The sequence below is a fragment of the Pseudomonas brassicacearum genome (assembly GCF_918698105.1).
Lineage (GTDB): Bacteria > Pseudomonadota > Gammaproteobacteria > Pseudomonadales > Pseudomonadaceae > Aquipseudomonas > Aquipseudomonas brassicacearum_F.
Genome location: NZ_CAKKMI010000027.1, coordinates 57,143 through 77,806 on the forward strand (window position 1 = coordinate 57,143; position 20,664 = coordinate 77,806).

At 63.9% G+C, this 20,664-nt stretch carries 17 protein-coding genes and 1 pseudogene; 9 read left to right on the forward strand and 9 right to left on the reverse strand.

Features of this window, described 5'->3' with window-relative positions:
• Window positions 1–48: 48 nt before the first annotated feature.
• The 5 genes from LQ215_RS13200 to LQ215_RS13220 form a co-directional block, all read right to left on the reverse strand.
• Window positions 49–591 carry an exonuclease domain-containing protein gene (locus LQ215_RS13200; RefSeq protein ID WP_057451016.1) on the reverse strand — a complete coding sequence of 181 codons (543 nt, stop codon included), beginning with the start codon at window positions 589–591 and terminating at the stop codon, window positions 49–51.
• Between the two features lie 62 nt (window positions 592–653).
• Window positions 654–2,624 (reverse strand): acetyl/propionyl/methylcrotonyl-CoA carboxylase subunit alpha, encoded by a 1,971-nt coding sequence (locus LQ215_RS13205; protein WP_230150363.1) that lies wholly within the window; start codon window positions 2,622–2,624, stop codon window positions 654–656.
• A 139-nt stretch (window positions 2,625–2,763) separates the two neighbouring features.
• Entirely contained in the window at window positions 2,764–3,921 is a 1,158-nt protein-coding gene (gene atuD, locus LQ215_RS13210; RefSeq protein ID WP_230150365.1) for a citronellyl-CoA dehydrogenase, read from the reverse strand.
• Window positions 3,922–3,954: 33 nt separating this feature from the next.
• Window positions 3,955–5,571, reverse strand: coding sequence for an acyl-CoA carboxylase subunit beta (gene atuC / locus LQ215_RS13215; RefSeq protein ID WP_230150367.1), 1,617 nt, complete (start codon window positions 5,569–5,571; stop codon window positions 3,955–3,957).
• A gap of 13 nt (window positions 5,572–5,584) precedes the next feature.
• Window positions 5,585–7,375: an acyclic terpene utilization AtuA family protein gene (locus tag LQ215_RS13220; protein ID WP_230150368.1), complete on the reverse strand. Its 1,791-nt coding sequence runs from the start codon at window positions 7,373–7,375 to the stop codon at window positions 5,585–5,587.
• 180 nt (window positions 7,376–7,555) lie between these two features.
• Here LQ215_RS13220 and LQ215_RS13225 point away from each other — a divergent pair, with 180 nt between their 5' ends.
• The 3 genes from LQ215_RS13225 (at window position 7,556) to LQ215_RS13235 (ending at window position 10,159) form a co-directional block, all read left to right on the forward strand.
• On the forward strand, window positions 7,556–8,182 hold the full coding sequence (locus LQ215_RS13225; RefSeq protein WP_230150371.1) for a TetR/AcrR family transcriptional regulator: 627 nt from the start codon (window positions 7,556–7,558) through the stop codon (window positions 8,180–8,182).
• 116 nt (window positions 8,183–8,298) lie between these two features.
• Entirely contained in the window at window positions 8,299–9,075 is a 777-nt protein-coding gene (locus LQ215_RS13230; RefSeq protein WP_230150394.1) for a substrate-binding periplasmic protein, read from the forward strand.
• A gap of 70 nt (window positions 9,076–9,145) precedes the next feature.
• On the forward strand, window positions 9,146–10,159 hold the full coding sequence (locus LQ215_RS13235; protein WP_230150372.1) for a GNAT family N-acetyltransferase: 1,014 nt from the start codon (window positions 9,146–9,148) through the stop codon (window positions 10,157–10,159).
• 21 nt (window positions 10,160–10,180) lie between these two features.
• Here the strand turns inward: LQ215_RS13235 and LQ215_RS13240 are convergent, their stop codons facing one another.
• A complete protein-coding gene (locus LQ215_RS13240) occupies window positions 10,181–10,729 on the reverse strand; it encodes an RNA polymerase factor sigma-70 (protein ID WP_024619408.1) in 549 nt (182 codons plus the stop codon).
• 235 nt (window positions 10,730–10,964) lie between these two features.
• Between LQ215_RS13240 and LQ215_RS13245 the strand changes: the two are divergent.
• Window positions 10,965–11,873 (forward strand): annotated as a pseudogene (locus LQ215_RS13245) (phosphopantetheine-binding protein); the annotation flags it as partial.
• Between the two features lie 215 nt (window positions 11,874–12,088).
• Entirely contained in the window at window positions 12,089–12,895 is an 807-nt protein-coding gene (locus LQ215_RS13250; RefSeq protein ID WP_230150374.1) for an alpha/beta fold hydrolase, read from the forward strand.
• A 170-nt stretch (window positions 12,896–13,065) separates the two neighbouring features.
• On the opposite strand, the gene dsbG is transcribed toward LQ215_RS13250, so the two are convergent.
• From dsbG to dsbD, 3 genes are read right to left on the reverse strand one after another with little or no spacing between them, the layout of a single operon-like run.
• A complete protein-coding gene (gene dsbG / locus LQ215_RS13255) occupies window positions 13,066–13,833 on the reverse strand; it encodes a thiol:disulfide interchange protein DsbG (protein ID WP_230150377.1) in 768 nt (255 codons plus the stop codon).
• Window positions 13,809–14,678 (reverse strand): TlpA family protein disulfide reductase, encoded by an 870-nt coding sequence (locus LQ215_RS13260; RefSeq protein WP_230150379.1) that lies wholly within the window; start codon window positions 14,676–14,678, stop codon window positions 13,809–13,811. The genes dsbG and LQ215_RS13260 overlap by 25 nt, the downstream gene beginning before the upstream one ends.
• On the reverse strand, window positions 14,678–16,405 hold the full coding sequence (gene dsbD / locus LQ215_RS13265; protein WP_230150381.1) for a protein-disulfide reductase DsbD: 1,728 nt from the start codon (window positions 16,403–16,405) through the stop codon (window positions 14,678–14,680). The genes LQ215_RS13260 and dsbD overlap by 1 nt, the downstream gene beginning before the upstream one ends.
• A gap of 175 nt (window positions 16,406–16,580) precedes the next feature.
• On the opposite strand from dsbD, the gene LQ215_RS13270 reads away from it, so the two are divergent.
• The 4 genes from LQ215_RS13270 (at window position 16,581) to LQ215_RS13285 (ending at window position 20,529) form a co-directional block, all read left to right on the forward strand.
• Window positions 16,581–17,261, forward strand: a complete 681-nt coding sequence (locus LQ215_RS13270; protein ID WP_230150383.1) for a response regulator — start codon at window positions 16,581–16,583, stop codon at window positions 17,259–17,261.
• The gene (locus LQ215_RS13275; protein ID WP_230150385.1) at window positions 17,258–18,589 is read left to right on the forward strand and encodes an ATP-binding protein; all 1,332 of its coding nucleotides are present in this window, start codon (window positions 17,258–17,260) and stop codon (window positions 18,587–18,589) included. Before LQ215_RS13270 ends, LQ215_RS13275 begins: the two co-directional genes overlap by 4 nt.
• Before the next feature lie 216 nt (window positions 18,590–18,805).
• Window positions 18,806–20,218 carry an aspartate aminotransferase family protein gene (locus tag LQ215_RS13280; protein WP_230150387.1) on the forward strand — a complete coding sequence of 471 codons (1,413 nt, stop codon included), beginning with the start codon at window positions 18,806–18,808 and terminating at the stop codon, window positions 20,216–20,218.
• Between the two features lie 83 nt (window positions 20,219–20,301).
• The gene (locus LQ215_RS13285) at window positions 20,302–20,529 is read left to right on the forward strand and encodes an MbtH family protein (RefSeq protein ID WP_230150388.1); all 228 of its coding nucleotides are present in this window, start codon (window positions 20,302–20,304) and stop codon (window positions 20,527–20,529) included.
• The last annotated feature ends 135 nt before the right edge of the window (window positions 20,530–20,664 follow it).

A 20,664-nucleotide genomic window follows, 5' to 3' on the forward strand; every position in this document is an offset into this window, starting at 1 on the left:
ACAAGGCCGCAACATTCGTCATCTGCCGCACTGGGCGCTGGCTGCCGCTCAACCCGGAAGCACCAGGGGCAACAACCGCGCGGTATTGCGGGCATCTTCCAGCGCACGGTGCTGTTGACCGCAGAATTGCAGGCCAGCCAGTTGCAGGGCGCCATTGAGCCCCAGCGGTCGCTCCAGCCGACGGGCCTTGGCGAAGCGTTGCTTGAGGTTCATGTGCGGTACCTGGCCGAGGACACTGTGCAATTGCTGGTGCTGCCATTCCTGAAGCAGTTGCTTGCGGTCGTAATCGCCCCAACTGACCCAGCTTTCCAGCTTCGACTGATACGGCGCCAGCCAGCGCTCGAACGCCGGCCAGACCTCGGTCAAGGGCGCGGCACTGTCGATATTGGCCTGGGTGATGTGGGTCAGTTCGCGACAGAAGGGCGTGAGCAGCGGTCGTCTCAGGGGCCGCACGAAGCGCTGGAAATGATCCACTTCGCGGCCGTCACGGTTCACCAGCGTGGCGCCGATTTCGATAATTTCCATTTCGGTTACCGGCCAGCCACCTTCATCGGTGGTGGCCTCCAGATCAATCACCAGCCAGTGAGGCATTGCAGGGTTCCCGGTATCGGCGTGCTGATGGGTTTGAGCGTAGTCAAACCCTCGGCATCCGACTAGTGGGCTGTTTCAACGCGTAACAAAACCTGGCGGTTTTTCACCTGGTCACCCCGTGTGACCTGCAATTGCCTGACCACACCGTCGATGCCGGCCTTGAGTGGGTGCTCCATTTTCATGGCCTCGAGCACCATGAGCAGTTGGCCTTGGCGCACCGTGCTGCCTTCGCGGACCAGCAGCTCGACAATGGCGCCGTCCATGGGCGCCTTGAGCGTGCCGTCGCTGGGGCTGGCCTTGGCGGCGATGGGGGCCAGGGTCCGGTCTTGCAGGTGCAGGCCGCCAGGGCGGGTGAACAGCCAGAGATCGTTGCCATGGAGGCGCCAGGAATGCCGCCGGCGAATCCCATCGATCATCAGTGTCGCGCCATGGGGATCAGCGTCGAGCAGCTTCAGTTCGATCACGCGCCCGGCACTGCGGATGTTGAGTGTACCGTCGGTTTCGGCCACCAGGCTCAACGTCCAGTCGTGCTCGCCGACGCCGATCCGGTAGTGCAGCGCCGCGCCGATGCTGTTGCGCCATCCGCCCAGGCCCGGCGCATGCCGTGCTTGCGAGGCCTGATAAAACGCCGCCGTGGCGATGGCGAGTTGTTCGGCAGTGGGCTCAAGCGGCCGGAGCGCCGCATGATCGGCAAAGTGCTGCCCGATGAACCCGTTGCCGAAGTCACCGTCGATGAACCGCGGGTGTGCCAGCAACCCGGCGAGCAATCGCTGGTTGCTCTGCACGCCAAGCAGGACGCAATCTTCCACCGCTCGCAACAATTTGCGTCGGGCCTCCTCGCGAGTGGCGCCGTGGACGATGAGCTTGCCCAGCATCGAATCGTAGAACGGGGTGATGGCCTGGCCCTCCAGCAGGCCATGGTCGATTCGCACGCCGTCCCGTATGGGTGGCTCCCAACCGATCAATCGCCCGGCCTGGGGCAGGAAATCCGCCGCCGGGTCCTCGGCGTACAGCCGCACTTGCAGGGCATGGCCGCTGAGCGTCACCTGCTCCTGGCGCAGGGGTAGCGGCCTGCCGGCGGCGACGTCCAATTGCCAGGCCACCAGGTCCAGGCCGGTGATCAATTCGGTGACCGGATGTTCGACTTGCAGGCGCGTGTTCATCTCCAGGAAGTAAAACCGACCGTCCGCTGTGAGCAGGAACTCCACGGTCCCGGCCCCGACGTATTTCACTGCGCGCCCGGCCTTGAGCGCCGCATCGCCCATGGCCTTGCGCAGGTCGGCGGTCATGACCGGGCAGGGCGCTTCCTCGATGAATTTCTGATGGCGCCGCTGGATCGAGCAGTCCCGTTCGCCCAGGTGGATCAGCTGACCGTGGTGGTCGCCGAAGACCTGCACTTCCACATGCCGCGGATCGATCAGGGCCTGTTCGAGGATCAACTCGTCGCTGCCAAAACCGTGCAGGGCTTCCGAGCGCGCGCTGCGCAACTGCTCCAGCAGGTCCTCGGCGCGCTGGACCAGGCGCATGCCGCGGCCCCCGCCACCGGCGCTGGCCTTGATCATCAACGGGTAGCCGATGCGCCCGGCTTCGCGCTGCAGGGTGTCGTCGTCCTGGGCGGCGCCCTGGTAACCGGCGATACAGGGAACGCCGGCTTCAATCATGGCGTTTTTTGCCCGGCGCTTGCTGCCCATCAGGTCGATGGCCTCGGGGCTGGGGCCGATGAACACGATGCCGGCGGCTTCGCAGGCCTTGGCGAATCCGGCATTTTCCGAAAGAAAGCCGTAGCCGGGATGGATCGCATCGGCCCCGCAGCGCCGGGCTGCATCGAGAATGGCCGAGGGGTTGAGGTAGGACTGTTGCACCGCGGCCGCGCCGATCAGCACCGCTTCATCGGCCATGCGCACGTGCAGTGCATCGGCGTCAGCCTCGCTGAACACCGCCACGGTGCGATAGCCCAGGGCCTGGGCGGTGCGCTGGATCCGGCAGGCGATTTCACCACGGTTGGCGATGAGGATTTTGCTGAAGACGGGCATGGGGGTCATTCCTGGGTTTTTGCGGTGTCTGCTTGGGCCTCGTCGCGAGCAAGCTTTGCTCCCACAGATGAAACCCCAGTGAGTGCAGTCACCTGTGGGAGCGAGCTTGCTCGCAATAGCGGCCTGCCAGGCAAGGCGCTCACTTTTTCTTCCCCGGCAAAATCCCCATGAGCTTGCAGATGATGCCCAGCATGATCTCGTCCGCACCGGCACCGATGGACACCAGCCGCACGTCGCGATAAGCCCGGGCGACCGGGTTGTCCCACATGAAGCCCATGCCGCCCCAGTATTGCAGGCAACTGTCGGTGGTTTCCCGGGCCAGGCGCCCGGCCTTGAGCTTGGCCATCGACGCCAGCCGCGTGACGTCCTGGCCGTTGATGTACTGCTCAGTGGCCTGGTAGACCAGCGCCCGCAGGCATTCGATCTCGCTGGCCAGTTCCGCCAGGCGAAAGTGGATCACCTGGTTGTCGATCAGGGCCGCGCCGAAGGTCTTGCGTTCCTTGCAGTACGCGATGGTGCTGTCGATGCAATGCTCCAGGCCCTTGAGCATGTTGGCTGCGCCGAACAGGCGTTCTTCCTGGAACTGCAGCATCTGCATCATGAACCCGGCGCCTTCCTGGCCGATGCGATTGCGTTGTGGCACCCGCACGTCGTCGAAAAACACCTGGGCGGTTTCCGAGCTGCGCATGCCGAGTTTGTCCAGGGACTGGCCGAGGCTGATGCCGGGGCTGTGCATCGGCACCATGATCAGCGATTTATTGACGTGGGGCTTGTCGTCCGAGGTGTTGGCCAGCAGGCACATGAAATCGGCGCTGGGGGCATTGGTGATCCACATCTTGCTGCCGTTGATGACGTAGTCGTCGCCGTCCTTGCGCGCCGTGGTCTTGAGCCCGGCGACGTCGGAGCCGGCGCCAACCTCCGAGACGCCGATGCAGCCCACCTGGTCGCCGCGGATGGCCGGGCGCAGGAACGCTTCACGCAACTCATCGGAGCCGAAGCGGGCCAGGGCCGGGGTGCACATGTCAGTCTGCACGCCAATGGACATGGGCACGCCACCGCAATGAATGGTGCCGAATTCCTCGGCCGCGACGATCGAATAGCTGTAGTCCAGGCCCATGCCGCCGAAGGCAACAGGTTTGCAAATGCCCAGCAGGCCCAGCTCGCCGGCCTTGCGGAAAACCTCGTGGATGGGGAAACGCCCGGCCTTCTCCCATTCGTCGACGTAAGGGTTGATGTCATGCTCGACAAACTGGCGAACGGTGCGCCGCAGTGCTTCGTGTTCCTGGGTGAAGATCATTTTTAGTGTTCTCCTGTGAGCCGTGGAGCGTCCTCAGAAACGGGCCACGCCGAAGCTGTTGGCTTGCAGTGGCCGCTGCTCGGCCTCGTGACAGATGTCCAGCAGGTAGCCCAGCAAGGTACGCGTGTCCCGCGGGTCGATGAGCCCGTCGTCCCACAGGCTGGCGCTGCCGTAGAGGGCGGTGGACTGGCTGTCGAGTTTCTGCGCGGTGGTTTGCTCGAGCAGGTCCAGCATTTTCGGGTCGGGGGTCAGGCCGTTCTTGAGCTGCGTGGCCTCAGTGACCATGCGCAGGACCTTGCCGGCCTGGGCGCCGCCCATCACCGCCGTGTGGCTGTTGGGCCAGGCGAAGATGAAGCGTGGGTCCAGCCCCCGGCCGCACATGGCGTAATTGCCGGCGCCGTAGGAACCGCCCACCACGACGGTCAGCTTGGGCACTCGGGCATTGGCCACGGCCTGGATCATCTTGGCGCCGTGCTTGATCACCCCTTGTCGCTCCGACTCGGTGCCGACCATGAACCCGGTGGTGTTGTGCAAAAACAGCAACGGCGTGCGGCTCTGGTCGCACAACTGGATGAACTGCGCGGCCTTGCTGGCGCCTTGCGGCGTGATCGGTCCGTTGTTGCCGATCACGCCGCAGGCATGGCCGCGAATGTGCAGGTGACCGCAAATCGTCTGGGCGTCGAACTCGCTTTTGAAGGCCAGGAAATTCGAGCCGTCGGCGATGCGGGCGATGATTTCCTGCACGTCATAGGGTTTCTTCGGGTCGTCGGGGACCAGTCCCAATAATTCGTCGGCGGGGTAGAGCGGCTCCGTCCAGGTCCGTTCGGGCTGCGGTGGCAGTTGCGCATTCCAGGGCAGCAGGCTGAGGATCTCCCGGGCCAGGCGCACGCCGTCGGCGTCGTTCTCGGCCAGGTATTCGGCGGTGCCGGCCACCTGCGCATGCATCTGCGCACCGCCCAGTTCCTCTTCGCTGGCGACTTCGCCGGTCGCGGCCTTGAGCAACGGCGGCCCGGCCAGGAACAGCCGCGCCTTGTCGCGCACCACCACCACGTAATCCGACAACCCTGGCTGATAGGCCCCGCCTGCGGTGGCCGAGCCATGCACCACGGTGATCTGTGGCAGGCCCATGGCCGACATGCGTGCCTGGTTGGCGAAGCAGCGCGCGCCTTCGACGAAAATCTGCGCGGCGTAATTGAGATTGGCGCCGCCACTTTCGGCGAGGGTGATGACCGGCAGTTTGTTTTCCATGGCGATCTGTTGCAGACGCAGGGTCTTGTATAAACCGCTGGGGGAAATCGTACCGCCCTTGATTGCGCTGTTGTTGACCACCACCAGCACCCGCACCCCGGACACGTAGCCGATCCCGGCGATCAGGCCGCCGCCGGCCTGGCTGCCGTCCTTGTCGTCATGGCGTTTGTAGCCGGCCAGGCTCGCCAGTTCGAGGAACGGTGCGCCAGGGTCCAGCAGCAGGTTCAGGCGTTGGCGCGGCAACAATTGGCCGCGCTGGTCGAACTTGCCCTGGGCCTGGGCGGCTTTCTCCAGCACGGCCTGTTCGAGCTGGCGCAGCTGTTCGACACCGGCCAGCATCGCCGCGTGGTTGCGCGTGAAGTCAGCGCTGTGGGGATCCAGGTGCGATTCGATGGCTGGCATTGGCGACCGTCCCCTAGTTGACCTGATCGGCGATGCTTTGCGGCACCGGAATCTGAATCTCCAGCAACTGCTGGGCGAACGCCTTGCCCTGGGGATCGATGCGCAGGCTGGCGACACCGCCGCCGCCGAGGGCGTTTTCCAGCAGGAAATTCAAACTGTGGGTGCCCGGCAGGTACCAGCGTTCGACCCGGCCCAATCGCGGGTCGAGCACGTGGCTCATCCAGTCGACCATCACCTCCGGCGTCAGTGCTTCGGCGATCCAGGGCAGGTATTCGGGTTCCCGGGCGATCACGCCAATGTTGCTGTGGTTGCCCTTGTCGCCGGAGCGCGCCACCGCCAGTTTGACCAACGGCACGCTGGCATCGGCCCGGCCCTGGGGTTTGGGCAGGTCCGGGGCGACGGGCAGATCGACGGTGTGCAGCGGCTCGAACGCGGGCAGGGGGCAAGGGTGGCGCTGGCCGTCGAGTTCGATGTCGAGCCGGCAAGTGGTTTTGTCGATCAGGAACGAGAACAGGCGAATCAACGGTGACACCGGCGGCCGGCCGCCGACCAACCCCGTCAGCCCCGGCGCCATGCCGGTGGCGGCTTGGGCGATCTCCCTGGAAAACAGCACCAGCGGTTGTTTGTCCGGGTGCCGAACCGCCAGCTTGATCACCACCTCACGGCTGTCCCGGCGCTGGCCGTGCTGGCCGTAAGTGGCTTCGCTGCCCAACAGCTCGATGTTCACTTCGCTGTAGGGCGCCCAGCCGCGTTGGCTGAACATCTGCGAGGTCTTGGCGATGATTGCCTGGCTGACCCGCTCAGCCTTGGCCACGGCATCGATACCCGCGATCAGGCAGGTGGCGGTGCAGCGCCAGCCGTCCGCCCAGGTGGCGCTGACCTTGTATTGATCGGTGGGCGGCAAGCCCTTGGCGCCGTGGACGCGCACGGCGTGCTTGCCTTGCTGGATCAACCTGACCTGGCTGAAATCACAGATCACGTCCGGTAACAGATAGCCTTGCGGGTCGCCGATTTCGTAGAGCAACTGCTCGCCGACGGTCAATGGCGTGACCAACCCGCCGCTGCCTTCGGTCTTGGTAACCGTGAACTGGCCGTCGGCGCTGACCTCGACGATGGGAAAGCCGATGTGCTCGTAATCCGGGACTTGCTGCCAGTCGGTGAAATTGCCGCCGGTGCACTGGGCGCCGCATTCGATCAGGTGTCCGGCCAGTGCGGCCTGGGCCAATCGGTCGTAATCGTCCCAGGCCCAGCCGAATTCATGCACCAAGGCGGCGCTGACCACGGCGCTGTCCACCACCCGGCCGGTAATCACCACATCAGCCCCCAGGCGCAACGCCTCGACGATACCGGGCGCGCCAAGGTAGGCATTGATGGACACGCACGCGCAGGGCAGGGGCTCGCCACTGGACATTTCGCGAATGCCCTGGGCGGCGAGTCGATCGAATTGCGGTTGCAGGTCATCGCCCAGCAGCACGGCGATCTTCAACGGCACGCCCGCCTGATCGCAGGCCGCTTGCAGGGCCTTCGCACAGGCCTGGGGGTTGACCCCGCCGGCGTTGCTGATGACACGGATGCCGTCGTCATGCAGGCGCCGTAGCAGCGGTGTGAGCACCTCGATGAAGTCCGTGGCATAGCCGCTCGAAGAGTCCTTCAGGCGCGCCCCGGCCATGATCGACATCGTCACCTCGGCCAGGTAATCGAACACCAGGTAATCCAGCGCCCCGCCCTCGACCAGTTGCGCCGTCGCGGTACAGGTATCGCCCCAGAAGGCGCTGGCGCAACCGATACGGATCGTTTTTGGCATGGCGTTCCCTCCGGCAAAGGTGGCTCGAGACTACCAAGCAAGCGCTTGGTTTGTAAACGACCGCTGGTTCTTCTGGCCGAGCGCTTGCTTGGCTGCCTCGGTCAGCTTAAATTGCCCGCGCCACTGATGGTTTGGTGTGCAATGCTCGCGCGTGGGTTGATCGACTGTAGGAGAGAATGGGTGGACGAGCAAAAAGCCCTGGGCGTGATGCGGGAGCTGGTCGACAACGGGCAACTGACCGACCCGGACAGTGCTCGCGGCAAACTGCTCCAGACCGCCGCCCACCTGTTTCGCAACAAAGGCTTCGAGCGCACCACGGTGCGTGACCTGGCCAGTGCCGTGGGCATTCAGTCGGGCAGCATCTTTCACCATTTCAAGAGCAAGGACGACATCCTGCGGGCGGTGATGGAAGAAACCATCCGCTACAACACCGCATTGATGCGCGCCGCCCTGGCCGAGGCCGACAGTGTGCGTGAGCGGGTATTGGCGCTGATCCGCTGCGAATTGCAGTCGATCATGGGCGGCACCGGCGAGGCCATGGCAGTGCTGGTCTATGAGTGGCGTTCGCTATCGCAGGACGGGCAGCGGCATGTGCTGGCCCTGCGTGATATTTATGAGGACTTGTGGCTCGAGGTCCTGGGCCAGGCCAAGGAGGCCGGGTATATTCGTGGGGACGTGTCCATTACCCGGCGGTTCCTCACGGGAGCGTTGTCCTGGACCACCACCTGGTTTCGTGCCGAAGGCAGCCTGAGCCTCGATGAGCTGGCCGAGCAAGCCCTGATCCTGGTGCTTGAAGAAAAACAATAATCGAGCAATGCCTCGAATGGCCGTGTGGCTGGCTAAGTGGTTGAAACCGCCTAGCTTGATTGTTATTGATGGGGACTTTTGGGGAGTGGGTTATCTTGACGTTTTCGCCGATGGGGATGACCTCGCGTCTGGTGCTGGCTGCTTTGGCCGTTTTCCTGGCGTTGCCGACCCAGGCAGCGCAACTGGTACGGATCGGCGCGGCGCATTTTCCGCCTTATACCGTTCGTCCCGAGAACGGCGCCGACACCGGCCTGCTGCCGCAGATGGTGGAGGCCTTGAACCAGGCGCAAACCGACTATCAGTTCGTGCTGGTGCCGACATCGATCCCGCGCCGCTTCAATGATTTCAAGCAGGGCCGGGTCGATATGGCGATTTTCGAGAACCCGGCCTGGGGCTGGCAGGACGTGCCGCACGCCTCGGTAGACATGGGCCTGGAGGATGCGGAAGTCTTCGTCGCCCAGGGTCAGCCGGATCGACAGCAAAGTTATTTCGCCGACCTCAGGGGCAAGCGCCTGGCCCTGTTCAGCGGTTATCACTATGCCTTTGCCGAATTCAACGCCGATCCCAAGTTCCTCGTTGGCCAATACAACGCCACGTTGACGTATTCCCATGACAGCAACCTGCTGATGGTCTTGCGTGGGCGTGCGGATATCGCCCTGGTGACCCGTTCGTACCTCAACGATTACGTGTTGCGCAATCCCGAAGTCGGCCCGCAATTGCTGGTGTCTGAACGCATCGATCAGGTTTACCACCACTACGCGCTGATCCGCCCGCAAGCGCCTATTTCCAGTGAGGCGTTTGCACAGTTGCTGCAAATGTTGCGGGATAACGGTCAGTTGCTGAAAATTTTCCAGCCCTACCAGATCCAGCTGGTGCCCACGCATTCCCATTGACTGCGCCACTAAATTTCCCTCCCTGGCTCACGTCCCACGTTGACTACCGACGAATACGCGAGCCCCTTCCATGTCCAACCTCAATCACCCGACGACGTTGCCCTTGCCCGGCGGCCGTCGCCTCGGCGCCGATGAAACCGAACGCCACCTGAGCCTGATGCTCGAAGGCGCGCCGCTGATCCGGCTGCGCCTTGCGCGCGGTCCCGAGTTGCACGTGCACTTGCAGGAAATCAACGACCGACCGGTGGGCCCGGCGCTGTGGGCGGCCTGCTATTGGCTGTTTGCTCGCGACCCCGACTGCCAGCGCCTGACCTGGCACCTCGACGAGCGTCCCGGCGAAGCCTTGCTCAGCGGGTTGTTGACGGCCACTGAACCTGCCGGTGAATACGTTTGCGAGCGCACGATGTTCTGGCAATTGCCGCAGCCCTGGCTGGGCGTGTCGTTCAACGGCAGTTACCCGCAACAGATGACCATCACCGGTGGCCAGCGCCATCCACGCCGGCCCATCAAGCCCCGTGGCGAGGTGTACCGGCGTTTCGATGCGCGGCTGGGCGCCTGGGTGTCCTTGCGCACCTTGGAAGTCGAGCAGGACCTTACGCGTTTCAACCGCTGGCAGAACAGTCCGCGAGTGGCGAGCTTCTGGCAGGAGGAGGGCAGCCTGGAACAGCATCGCGAATACCTGGACAAGCTGCAGGCCGATCCCCGGGTCTTGACCCTGATCGGCTGTTTCGATGACCAGCCGTTCGCTTATTTCGAAGCCTATTGGGCCAAGGAAGATCGGATCGCACCGTTCTATGACGCCGGCAACTACGATCGCGGCATCCACATGCTGGTGGGTGAAGAGCAACACCGAGGCCCGCACAAGGTGGCCAGTTGGCTGTCGGCGCTGGTGCATTACCTGTTCCTGGACGACCCGCGCACCCAGCGCGTGGTCGCCGAGCCCCGGGCAGACAATGCCCGGATGATCGCGCACCTGCACAACCAGTGCTTCCATTGTGAAAAGGAATTCGACTTCCCCCACAAGCGCGCGGCGCTGATGATCCTGGGGCGTGAGCGGTTTTTTGATCGGTGTGGGTTGATGTGAGGCCGGCAAAACCAGCGCAAGTTACCGCCGGGCGAACGTATCCCCCCGAACCCCCGACACCTTGCGGCAATGCACCAGGGCATCGCGGATCATGAAATTCACCAGGGTCGGCGAAACCCCCAGTTCCTTGGCGATGTCCTTCTGCGGCACGCCATGCAGGCGATACATCTCGAAGGCATAGCGGGTGCGGCTGGGCAGTTCGGTCAGCGCGTCGGCGATGTGCTCCAGCGTGGAAAAGTTGATATGGGAGGTTTCTGGCGAAGCACCCTGGATCACCACGTTCAACCCTTCCTCTTCCGGCCCCGAGTATTTCTGTTCCAACGCCTGCTTGCGGTAGTGGTCGATCGCCAGGTTGCGCACGATCTGGAACAGATAGCTGAGCTGCGCCTTGAACGAGGAGGTGATCTGGGGCGCCGATTGCAGCCGGAAAAACGCGTCCTGCACTACATCTTCGGCACGGGATCGGCAGCCGGTAATGCGTGCCGCGATCTTGACCAGGATCAATCGGTTGTCCACGAATGCCTGGAGTAACGGTGAGTCGCACCTGCTTGTGGATACTTGTTCCGTCATGGAATTCACCTTGCTGCAAAAAGTTAGCAGGACGTCCGGATGCCGCACTCGTCCTACACATCGAGCGCCAAATTAGGCTTAATGATAATGATTGTCAATTGAGAAGAAGAATTATTGATAATGTAACGTCCTGCCTTGATGCTGCGACCCATTGCCGCGGCGCGTGGCTGTCGGTTGCTTCGGTTCGATGCCTTGGTGAGTAGGCTCCTCGACTAATTATTTGTCGGGACTATCCGGCTTCACGCCGGACAGTTTCATGGCTTCCTATGGCTTGGCCGAAGCGACCCTGTTCGTCGCCGGCACGCCGCGCCGCCATGGTATTGCTTCGCTGCGGGTGGATGATGCGGCGCTGGCGCAAAACCGTGCCGAGCCGGGGCGGGGCAGTGCGGTGATGAGTTGCGGTGTCAGTCAGCCCGGGCACGCGGTGCTGATCGTCGGGCCCGCCACCTTGCAGCCGCTGGCCGACAATCAGGTCGGCGAAGTCTGGGCCGCTGGTCCGAGCATCGCCCTGGGCTACTGGCGCAACCCCGAAGCCAGCGCCAAGACCTTTGTCCAGCACGACGGCCGGACCTGGCTGCGTACCGGTGACCTGGGTTTCCGGCGCGGCGGCAAGCTGTTCGTCACCGGTCGCCTGAAAGACCTGCTGATCGTGCGCGGGCATAACCTCTATCCCCAGGACATCGAGCAAACCATCGAGCGCGAAGTGGAGGTGGTGCGCAAGGGCCGCGTGGCCGCGTTCGCGGTCAACGACTGCGGCGAGGAAGGCATCGGCATCGCTGCGGAAATCAGCCGCAGCGTGCAGAAAATCCTCCCGCCCGAGGCCTTGATCAAAGCCATTCGCCAGGCCGCCCCCGGCAATGAACTGGAACAGACCCTGGCTGACATCTGGGTCCAGGTGCTGAAAGTCGAGCGGGTGGGGGTGCGGGACAACTTCTTCGAACTGGGCGGGCATTCCCTGCTGGCGACGCAAATCGCCTCACGGGTGCAAAAGGCCCTGCAACGCAACGTGCCGCTGCGGGCGATGTTCGAATGCAGCACGGTGCAGGAACTGGCCGACTACATCGATGGGCTGGCGGCCAGCGAGATCACCGAGGAGAAAGTGGATCGGTTGAATGATTTGATGGCGGAGTTGGAAGGAATGTAGTTTTGCGGCGTCTATGAAGACCCCATCGCGGGCAAGCCTTGCTCCCACAGGAATCAGCAGTGAACAGAGTATTTGTGTTCGAGCATCAACCCTGTGGGAGCAAGGCTTGCCCGCGATGAGGGCAGCACAGGCACTGCCGGCTCAAAGGTTGACTGCTCAGCCTGCACAGCTCAGTCTCCCAAGGCTTTTTCCAGACACAAACAAGGAGGTCACCCATGCCCTTTTCAATCATTGACGGACAACCGCTTCACTACCTGGACCAAGGCCAGGGCCCGGTGGTGCTGCTGGGCAGCAGCTATCTGTGGGACCACAGCATGTGGGCCCCGCAGATCGAGGTGTTGTCCCAGCATTACCGGGTCATCGCCCTGGATTTGTGGGGGCACGGCCAGTCCGGGCGTTTGCCTGAGGGCATGACCTCCCTGGACGACCTGGCTCGTCAGGCATTGGCATTGATGGATCACCTGGGCATCGACTGTTTCAACCTGCTCGGGCTCTCGGTGGGCGGGATGTGGGGTGCACGGCTGGCGCTGGCGGCGCCTGAGCGCGTGCTGTCGCTGGTATTGATGGACACCTACGTCGGTGTCGAGCCGGAACCGACTCGCCAGTACTACTTCTCGTTGTTCGACAAGATCGAGGCCAGCGGCAGCGTTCCCGAGCCCTTGCTGGATATCATCGTGCCAATTTTCTTCCGGCCGGGCATCGACCCGCAGTCGGCGCTCTATCAGCAGTTCCGCGCCGCGCTGGCCGCGTTGCCGACCGATCGCCTGCGCGACAGTATCGTGCCGCTGGGGCGGATCATTTTCGGTCGGGACGACATCCTGCCGCGCTTGCATGAACTGGACGCCAAGCGCACGACGGTGATGTTTGGCGACCAGGATAAACCGCGGCCGCCGTCCGAGTCGCTGGAAATGGCCGAGTTGATCGGTTGCCCCCATGTGTCGATTCCGGAGGCGGGGCATATTTCCAATCTGGAGAATCCGGAATTCGTGAATCGGATGTTGCTGGGACTCTTGCGTCGCTGATCCACCGCAATCGCGAGCAGGCTCGCTCCCACAGGGGACTTGTGATCGACGCAGATCCAATGTGGGAGCGAGCTTGCTCGCGATTGCGGTGTGTCTTTCACATCAATGCTGACTGATCTGCCGCTATCGCGAGCAAGCTCGCTCCCACAAGGGGTCTACAGCGAGGCCAGTCACTTCGGCCCGAGGATCTTCACCAGTTTGTCCGGTGAAGGCGCGCCTTGCTGCTGTTGCAGTTCGCCTTTTTCATCCAGATAGAAAATCGCCGGGGTGGCGGACAGTTCCAGCTCGTCCATCAATTGCTGGTTGGCGTCCAGTTTCGCCTGGATGGCCGGCGGTATGTCCTTGAGCGGTTTGAGCGGGCTGCCCTTGCCGGCCTTTTCATGCTCGGCCAGGGCTTTTTCCGGGTCTTTGGCCGCGAGCAAGGCAGCGGATTTACCGGGGCTGTCTTCGCGAATGATGCCCACCATGATGTGGCGCAACTGCACCTTGCCGGCCTTGACCCAGGGCCGCGCCTGTTCCCAGAACATGTTGCAGTACGGGCAGTTCGGATCGCTGAACAGGTACACCGTGCGCGGTGCGTCCTTGTTGCCGTCGGCGATCCAGTTGCTGCCCTCCATCTTCGTCCAGATGGCCTTGGCCATCGGTGCATAGACCAGTTTTTGCAGCGGCTCGGCGCTCAGGTCCTTGCCGTCGGCGTCGTACAGGTTGCCCAGCAGGACGTGCTGCCCATCCGGGGTCAGGTACAGCGCCATGCCACGGTTCTGGTATTGCGCCGCGTAACCGCGCAAGCCGTCCGGCGCGTCGAAGGTGCCGATGATTTTTGCGCCCTTGGCTTCGATCTTCTTGATGGCTGCGGGCAATTCTTCGGCCTGGAGCAGCGGGGCCTGCGACAGTGCGGCGGCGACGGCCAGGGTCAGCAGGTGGCGGAGGCGGGGCATGGCGTTTTCCTTGTGGCGGAGTGGGGCGTCGTGGGCGAGTCGGGCGTTTCGAAGTTTTCCAGGGCACGAGCCAGGCTCGCTTCCGACAATTCCCCCAGATGGCTGCCCAGCAGGCGGCCATCGGCGCTGTAGAACAGGGTGGTCGGCAGGGCCATGGAACCCACGGCCTGGCCGAGGCGGCCGCTGCCATCGAACAATACGTTGGTCAGGCTCAGGCCCTGGGTGGCCAGGTAGGTGCTGACGCTTTGCATGCTTTCGGCCTGGTTGACGAACAGGAAGGTCAGGTCCGGACGCTGTTGCTGGGCTTCTTCGAGCACCGGCATTTCACGCCGGCAGGGAGGGCACCAGGTGGCCCATAGATTGATCACCAGGGGGCCGCCCTGGTAATCGGTGAGTTTCACCGTCTCGCCGTCGGCGGTGCGCAGGGTGATGTCCGGCAGCCGGGTGCCTTGTTCATAAATCGTCAACGACAGGGTCGCCACCAGCCAGAACAGCAAGCCGCTGCCGACGCCAAAACCCAATGGCCGGCGCAGGGGTGGACGGCGCCGGGCCCACGACAAGGCGCCAATCAGCAGCGCCACGATGCCCGGCCAGGCCAGGAAGCCACCGTCGCGCAGGTCGACGATCTGCCACGGGTCGTCCCGGTAATGTTGCCAATAGGCGACGACGAAGCCGATCCGTGCGGCCAGCAGGCCCAGCAGAAACAGCACGAACAGCACCGACTCGGGGTTTTCGCCACCACGCTTGGCCACCCGCCAGCCGACGAAAGTCGCCAGGGCCAGGGCGCTGATCAGCAACAGGTGGTTAAGGGCGATGGCGAAGGTGCCCAGCGTGAACGTCAGCATCAGCGCGCGTCCCGGGTGAGGTTCCAGCGCTCCAGGAACGCCTTGGCGTCGACTTCCCCGGTGATCCGCTGGCTGCGACGCTCTTCACCGTCGGCGCCGATCCACAGCAGGCTCGGCGGCCCTGGTACCTGGTAGCGGCCCTGCAGTTCGCGGCTGGCGGGGCTGTCGGCGGTGACGTCCAGGCGCAACAGGCGCACACCGCTCAGGGCGTCAAGCACTTCGCTGCGGCCGAAGACCTGTTTTTCCATGATCTTGCAGGACACGCACCAGTCGGCGTAGTAGTCCAGCAACACCCACTGGCCCTGGGCCTTGGCGGCGTCCAGTTCCCGTTGCAGGGCGGCGGGCTCGCTGACCGTGACGAAGGCGTCGTGGGCACTGACGGCCGCGCGGTCCTCGGTGCCGGCGTAAACCTTCAGTGGCTGGAAGAAGTCATCGCCGCCGCCTGCCGCGCCAATCACCAGCAGGCTGCCCCACAGGCCGAACAGCAACGAGGCGCTGCCGCAGATATAGGCGGTGCGGCCGAAGCCTTCGGTCTGGCGCCAGGCGCTGTAGGCGGCGATCAACAGCAGCACGCCCCACAGGCCGACCCACAACGAACCGTCGATGATCGGGCGAATCATCAGTAGCGCGGTGCCCAGGAACAGGAAGCCGAACACGCCCTTGAGCAGGTTCATCCAGGCGCCGGGCTTGGGCAGGAAGCGGTTGCCCACGGTCACCAACAGCAACAGTGGCAAGCCCATGCCGATGCCCATGGTGAACAGGATCAACCCGCCGTGCAGCGCATTGCCGCTCTGGGCGATGTACAGCAACGCGCCGGCCAGCGGCGCGGTCATGCACGGGCCCACCAACAGGCCGGACAGCGCCCCGAGAATACCGGCGCCTACCAGGCTGCCACCGCGCTGCTGGCGCCCGGCGTTTTCCAGGCGGTCACGCAGGGCGGCCGGCAATTGCAATTCGAAGAAGCCGAACATCGGCAGTGCCAGTAACACGAACACGGCCGCGAAGCTGCCCAGCAGCCACGGTTGTTGCAGCAGCGCCTGGAGGTTGGCCCCCAACAGCGCGGCGAGCACACCCATGGCGGCGTACACCAGGGCCATGCTGATCACGTAGCTGCCGGCCAAGGCCAGGCCGCGTCTCGGCCCGGCGCCGCTGCCCACCACCAGCCCGCCCAGGATCGGCAGCATCGGCAGCGAACAGGGGGTGAACGCCAGCAGCAGGCCCAGGCCGAAGAACACCAGCAGGCTCCAGCCCAAGGCCCGTTGTTGCAGGCCGCTGGCCAGGGCCTGGTCCGGCGCCTCGCCGCTGGCCGCCACCGGTGCGCTGCCACCCAGGTCGACCACTTGGGTCTGGGGTGGATAGCACAGGCCCGCGTCGGCGCAGCCCTGGAAGCCGACCTTGATCTGGCCCGTGGCACCGGCCGGAATCTTCAGCTCCAGCGCCTGGCGATAGACCTGCTGGTCGCCGAAAAACTCGTCGCTGTGGGCTTCACCCTCCGGCAGCTTGGGTTTTTGCGCCTCGGCCAAGCCATCGAACTTGAGGCGCTGCTGATACAGGTAGTACCCATCGGCGATCTGCCAGAACAGCTGGGTTTCACCGGAGTCCAGGCGTTCGGAGGTAAACACGAACGCCTTTTCCACCGGCAGGAAATCGGGTTTGGTTTCGAAGGGATTGGCGGCCTGGGCCAGGCCCGAGATCAGGAACAGCCACAGCAAAAACAATCGACGCATGGATAAAGCCTTAGAACGAAGCAAGTGGAAAACACAATGGCGGCTGGCGATTAACCGTCGATTAACCCGGCGACGACCGGCAGGCGGCAATGATCGCCCATGTCGGCCGTACTCGTCGCATAATGTCGGCTTAATCGGCCGGCGGCCTAATGTACCTTTTTCCACGGGGCTTACCATGCGCGTACTGGTCTGCGAAGACGATGAGTTGATTGCCAGCGGGATCGTTGCCGGCCTTACGGCGCAAGGCCTGACTGTCGAGCACGTCGCCACCGCATCGGCGGCGCGGGCGATGGTCGGCGTGGCGGAATTCGACGTCATGGTGCTGGACTTGGGATTGCCCGACGAGGACGGTCTCAAGCTGCTCAAGCAGTTGCGTCAACAGGGACTGGAGACGCCGGTGCTGATCCTCACTGCCCGAGACTCGGTAACCGACCGGGTCGACGGCTTGCAGGCCGGTGCCGATGACTACCTGCTCAAGCCCTTCGACCTGCGCGAACTCGCGGCGCGCCTGCACACGTTGCTGCGGCGCGTGGCGGGGCGCAGCGTCAACCTGATCGAGCACGGTCGCCTGACCTACGACCCCAGCAGTCGGGAAACCACCCTGGACGGCCAACCGGTGGATCTGTCCCGGCGCGAGCAATCGCTGTTGCAGGCACTGTTGCACAGCCGCGGCCGGGTGTTGTCCACCGAACAGCTCAAGGACAGCGTCTACGGCTTCAACGACGAGTTGGAAAGCAACGCCCTCAACGTCCATATCCATCACCTGCGGCGCAAGTTGGGGAACGGGATTGTCGAGACCGTGCGCGGCCTGGGCTATCGCCTCGGGCCGGCCGACGGTGGAGAGTCCTCCAAGTGATCAGCCTGCGACTGCGCCTGAGCCTGACCCTCGGCGCGGCCTTCGCCCTGATCTGGGCCCTGGCCGCGGCCTGGATGCTCAGTGACCTGCGCAACCAGATGATGTTTTCCCTCGACCAGCGCCTGGTGGCGTCGGCCCGGATGGTCGCCGGGTTGCTGGAACAGATGCCACCGTTGTCCAGCAAGGGCGAAGGCACGCATTTGAGCGCCGAACAATTGAGCATTCCCGGCGGCATGGCCTGTCAGGTCAGCTCTTTGCGCGGCGAGATTCTGGCCCGCAGCCATGGCACCCCGGAACAGGCCCTGGAAGCCGAGAAAATGGGCTTTCACGACCAGATGATCGACGGCGCGCCTTGGCGCAGCTTCACCCTGGCCCGGGGCGATTTGCGCATCACCACCGCCGACCGCCAGATCGAACGCGAAGCCCTGAACATGTCGATCCTGCTGGCCGCCTCGGTGCCGGTGGGCGTGGCGCTGCTCGGTTGCCTGTGCCTGTTGTGGCTGGGCATTGGCCAGGGCCTGGCACCGCTCAATCGCATGCGCGATGCGCTGATGCGGCGTAGCGCCGACTCCCTGGAGCCTTTGCAGATCCATCCACTGCCCAGCGAATTGCGACCGCTGCTGGAGACCCAGAACCAGTTGTTCCAGCGCATTGGCAAGACCATCGAGCGCGAGCGACGGCTGACCGGCGACGCCGCCCACGAGCTGCGCAGCCCGCTGACCGCCATCAAGACACACCTGCAAGTGGCGCGCATGACCGAGGGCGCCGCTCGCGATCAGTCCCTGGCGCGGGCCGAGGAGGGCGCCGACCGCATGCATCGCACACTCGAACAGTTGCTGCTGCTGGCGCGGGTCGAAGGCAGCCTGTCGTTCGACGATGGCGTGCAATGCAACGCCGAACAGGTCGCCCGGCTGGCGATCCAGGACGCCGCCAGCAGTGATTCGCGGCGCATCAGGTTGCACGTATCCCCAGGGTTGTCCGACGCCCCGGTGCAGATGCCGGCGGTGCTCTCCATCGCCGCCTTGCGCAACCTGCTGGATAACGCCCTGCGCCATACCCCGGACGACACCGATGTGGAACTGAGCCTGGAAATGATCGGCCAGCGCGTGCGCTTCCAAGTCCGCGACCATGGCCCCGGCATCGCCGCCGACGATATCCAGCACTTGACTCAACGCTTCTGGCGCAACGGCCAGAGCACCGGCTGTGGACTGGGGCTGGCGATCGTCCAGGCCATCGTCCAGCGTTGCGGCTGCGGCCTGCATTTCGACAGTCGCCCGGATGGGCTGCGGGTCGAGTTGACGGTGCCGGTGCAGGCGTTACCGGCCTGATTCACTTCAACTATGGCCTGTGGGAGCAAGCTTTGCTCCCACAGGCTTCATGAACAAGCCACTGATCGCGTCGACCTGCAAAGTTCTGCCCGAGAGTAAATTCCTGCGTTGCTGATGCGTTTCCACAACAGGACACCTGCACGTGCGCTCCGACCGGAGATGCACCTGTGTGGTGTGTCGTTGGGTCATTACTTCAGTGTATTGCGGGGTCGAGGGATGTCAGTCGCCAACAGTCTTATCGAAGCACAGCCGGTCCGGGTCAGCCCTGCGCCGGCCGAGACGCTCTACCAGTTCAATGAGTCGCCGCTGCTGGCCCGCCAGAGTCGGCAGGAGTCCAACGCCCGCAGCTATCCACGACGGATTCCCCTGGCCCTCAAGCGCGCCAAGGGGCTGTATGTCGAGGACGTCGAGGGCCGCACCTTCATCGACTGCCTGGCCGGTGCCGGCACCTTGGCGCTGGGGCACAACCATCCGGTGGTGATCGAAGCGATTCAACAGGTGCTGGCCGATGAGCTGCCGTTGCATACCCTGGACCTGACCACGCCGGTCAAGGACCGTTTCGTCCAGGACCTGTTCGGCCTGTTGCCGGCAGAGCTGGCCGCCGAGGCGAAGATCCAGTTCTGCGGCCCCACCGGCACCGACGCGGTGGAAGCCGCCCTCAAGCTGGTGCGCACCGCCACCGGCCGCAGTACCGTGCTGTCGTTCCAGGGCGGTTATCACGGCATGAGCCAGGGGGCGTTGAGCCTGATGGGCAGCCTGGGGCCGAAGAAACCCTTGGGCGCCTTGCTCAGCAGCGGCGTGCAGTTCATGCCCTATCCCTACGATTACCGCTGCCCGTTCGGCTTGGGCGGTGTGGCGGGCGTGAAGGCCAATCTGCATTACCTGGAAAACCTGCTGAACGATCCTGAAGCCGGCGTGCAATTGCCGGCGGCCGTCATCGTCGAAGTGGTGCAGGGCGAGGGCGGGGTGATTCCCGCCGACCTGGACTGGCTACGCGGCCTGCGGCGGATCACCGAGCAGGCGGGGGTGGCGTTGATCGTCGACGAAATCCAGAGCGGTTTTGGCCGTACCGGCAAGATGTTTGCGTTCGAGCACGCCGGGATCATCCCCGACGTGGTCGTGCTGTCCAAGGCCATCGGTGGCAGCCTGCCACTGGCGGTGGTGGTGTATCGCGACTGGCTCGACACCTGGCTGCCGGGGGCTCACGCCGGGACCTTCCGTGGCAATCAGATGGCCATGGCCGCCGGTTCCGCGGTGATGCGCTATCTGCAGGAGCACGACCTGCCGGCCCACGCCGCCGCCATGGGCGAACGCTTGAGCGAGCACTTGCGCCTTCTGCAGCGGGACTTCCCGCAACTGGGCGATATCCGCGGTCGCGGGTTGATGCTCGGCGTCGAACTGGTGGACCCGGCGGGTAAGCCCGACGCCCTGGGGCATCCGCCGGTGCATGCACGGCTGGCGCCACGGCTGCAACGTGAATGCCTCAAGCGCGGGCTGATCCTGGAGCTGGGTGGCCGGCAGGGCGGCGTGGTGCGCTTCCTGCCACCGCTGATCATCACGCAGTCGGAAATCGACCGGGTTGCCGAGATTTTCGGGCGAGCCCTGCTGGCGGCGCTCGTCGAGACCTAATTTTCACTCGGGCCCGTAGTTCCTTTCATAACCTGGCTGCGCATGCGCCGCAGCGAACCTCGAGCATAGATGGAGAGACACCCATGCCTTCAGTATTCGACCGCGAGGACATCGTCTTTCAGGTCGTGGTCAACCACGAAGAACAGTATTCGATCTGGCCAGACTACAAGGCCGTCCCAGAAGGCTGGCGCACCGTCGGCAAAAGCGGGTTCAAGAAGGAATGCCTGGCCTACATCGAAGAAGTCTGGACCGACATGCGCCCCTTGAGCCTGCGTAAGAAGATGGAAGAGCAGGCGGCTGTGGCTCATTGAGGTAGAACCTGTGGGAGCAAGCTTCCACAGGAGGAAAGCAGGGGGAATACAAATCCTGAAGTCATACCAGAACCAATGTGGGAGCGAGCTTGCTCGCGATTGGGGAGTGTCAGGCAACATTCATGCGGCTGACAC

Bases quoted from the DNA above. Each gene is read 5' to 3' on its own strand.
- LQ215_RS13200 (WP_057451016.1), bottom strand. From the start codon at position 591: ATGCCTCACTGGCTGGTGATTGATCTGGAGGCCACCACCGATGAAGGT.
- LQ215_RS13205 (WP_230150363.1), bottom strand. From the start codon at position 2,624: ATGCCCGTCTTCAGCAAAATCCTCATCGCCAACCGTGGTGAAATCGCC.
- atuD (WP_230150365.1), bottom strand. From the start codon at position 3,921: ATGATCTTCACCCAGGAACACGAAGCACTGCGGCGCACCGTTCGCCAG.
- atuC (WP_230150367.1), bottom strand. From the start codon at position 5,571: ATGCCAGCCATCGAATCGCACCTGGATCCCCACAGCGCTGACTTCACG.
- LQ215_RS13220 (WP_230150368.1), bottom strand. From the start codon at position 7,375: ATGCCAAAAACGATCCGTATCGGTTGCGCCAGCGCCTTCTGGGGCGAT.
- LQ215_RS13230 (WP_230150394.1), top strand. From the start codon at position 8,299: ATGACCTCGCGTCTGGTGCTGGCTGCTTTGGCCGTTTTCCTGGCGTTG.
- LQ215_RS13235 (WP_230150372.1), top strand. From the start codon at position 9,146: ATGTCCAACCTCAATCACCCGACGACGTTGCCCTTGCCCGGCGGCCGT.
- LQ215_RS13240 (WP_024619408.1), bottom strand. From the start codon at position 10,729: ATGACGGAACAAGTATCCACAAGCAGGTGCGACTCACCGTTACTCCAG.
- LQ215_RS13250 (WP_230150374.1), top strand. From the start codon at position 12,089: ATGCCCTTTTCAATCATTGACGGACAACCGCTTCACTACCTGGACCAA.
- dsbG (WP_230150377.1), bottom strand. From the start codon at position 13,833: ATGCCCCGCCTCCGCCACCTGCTGACCCTGGCCGTCGCCGCCGCACTG.
- LQ215_RS13260 (WP_230150379.1), bottom strand. From the start codon at position 14,678: ATGCTGACGTTCACGCTGGGCACCTTCGCCATCGCCCTTAACCACCTG.
- dsbD (WP_230150381.1), bottom strand. From the start codon at position 16,405: ATGCGTCGATTGTTTTTGCTGTGGCTGTTCCTGATCTCGGGCCTGGCC.
- LQ215_RS13270 (WP_230150383.1), top strand. From the start codon at position 16,581: ATGCGCGTACTGGTCTGCGAAGACGATGAGTTGATTGCCAGCGGGATC.
- LQ215_RS13280 (WP_230150387.1), top strand. From the start codon at position 18,806: ATGTCAGTCGCCAACAGTCTTATCGAAGCACAGCCGGTCCGGGTCAGC.
- LQ215_RS13285 (WP_230150388.1), top strand. From the start codon at position 20,302: ATGCCTTCAGTATTCGACCGCGAGGACATCGTCTTTCAGGTCGTGGTC.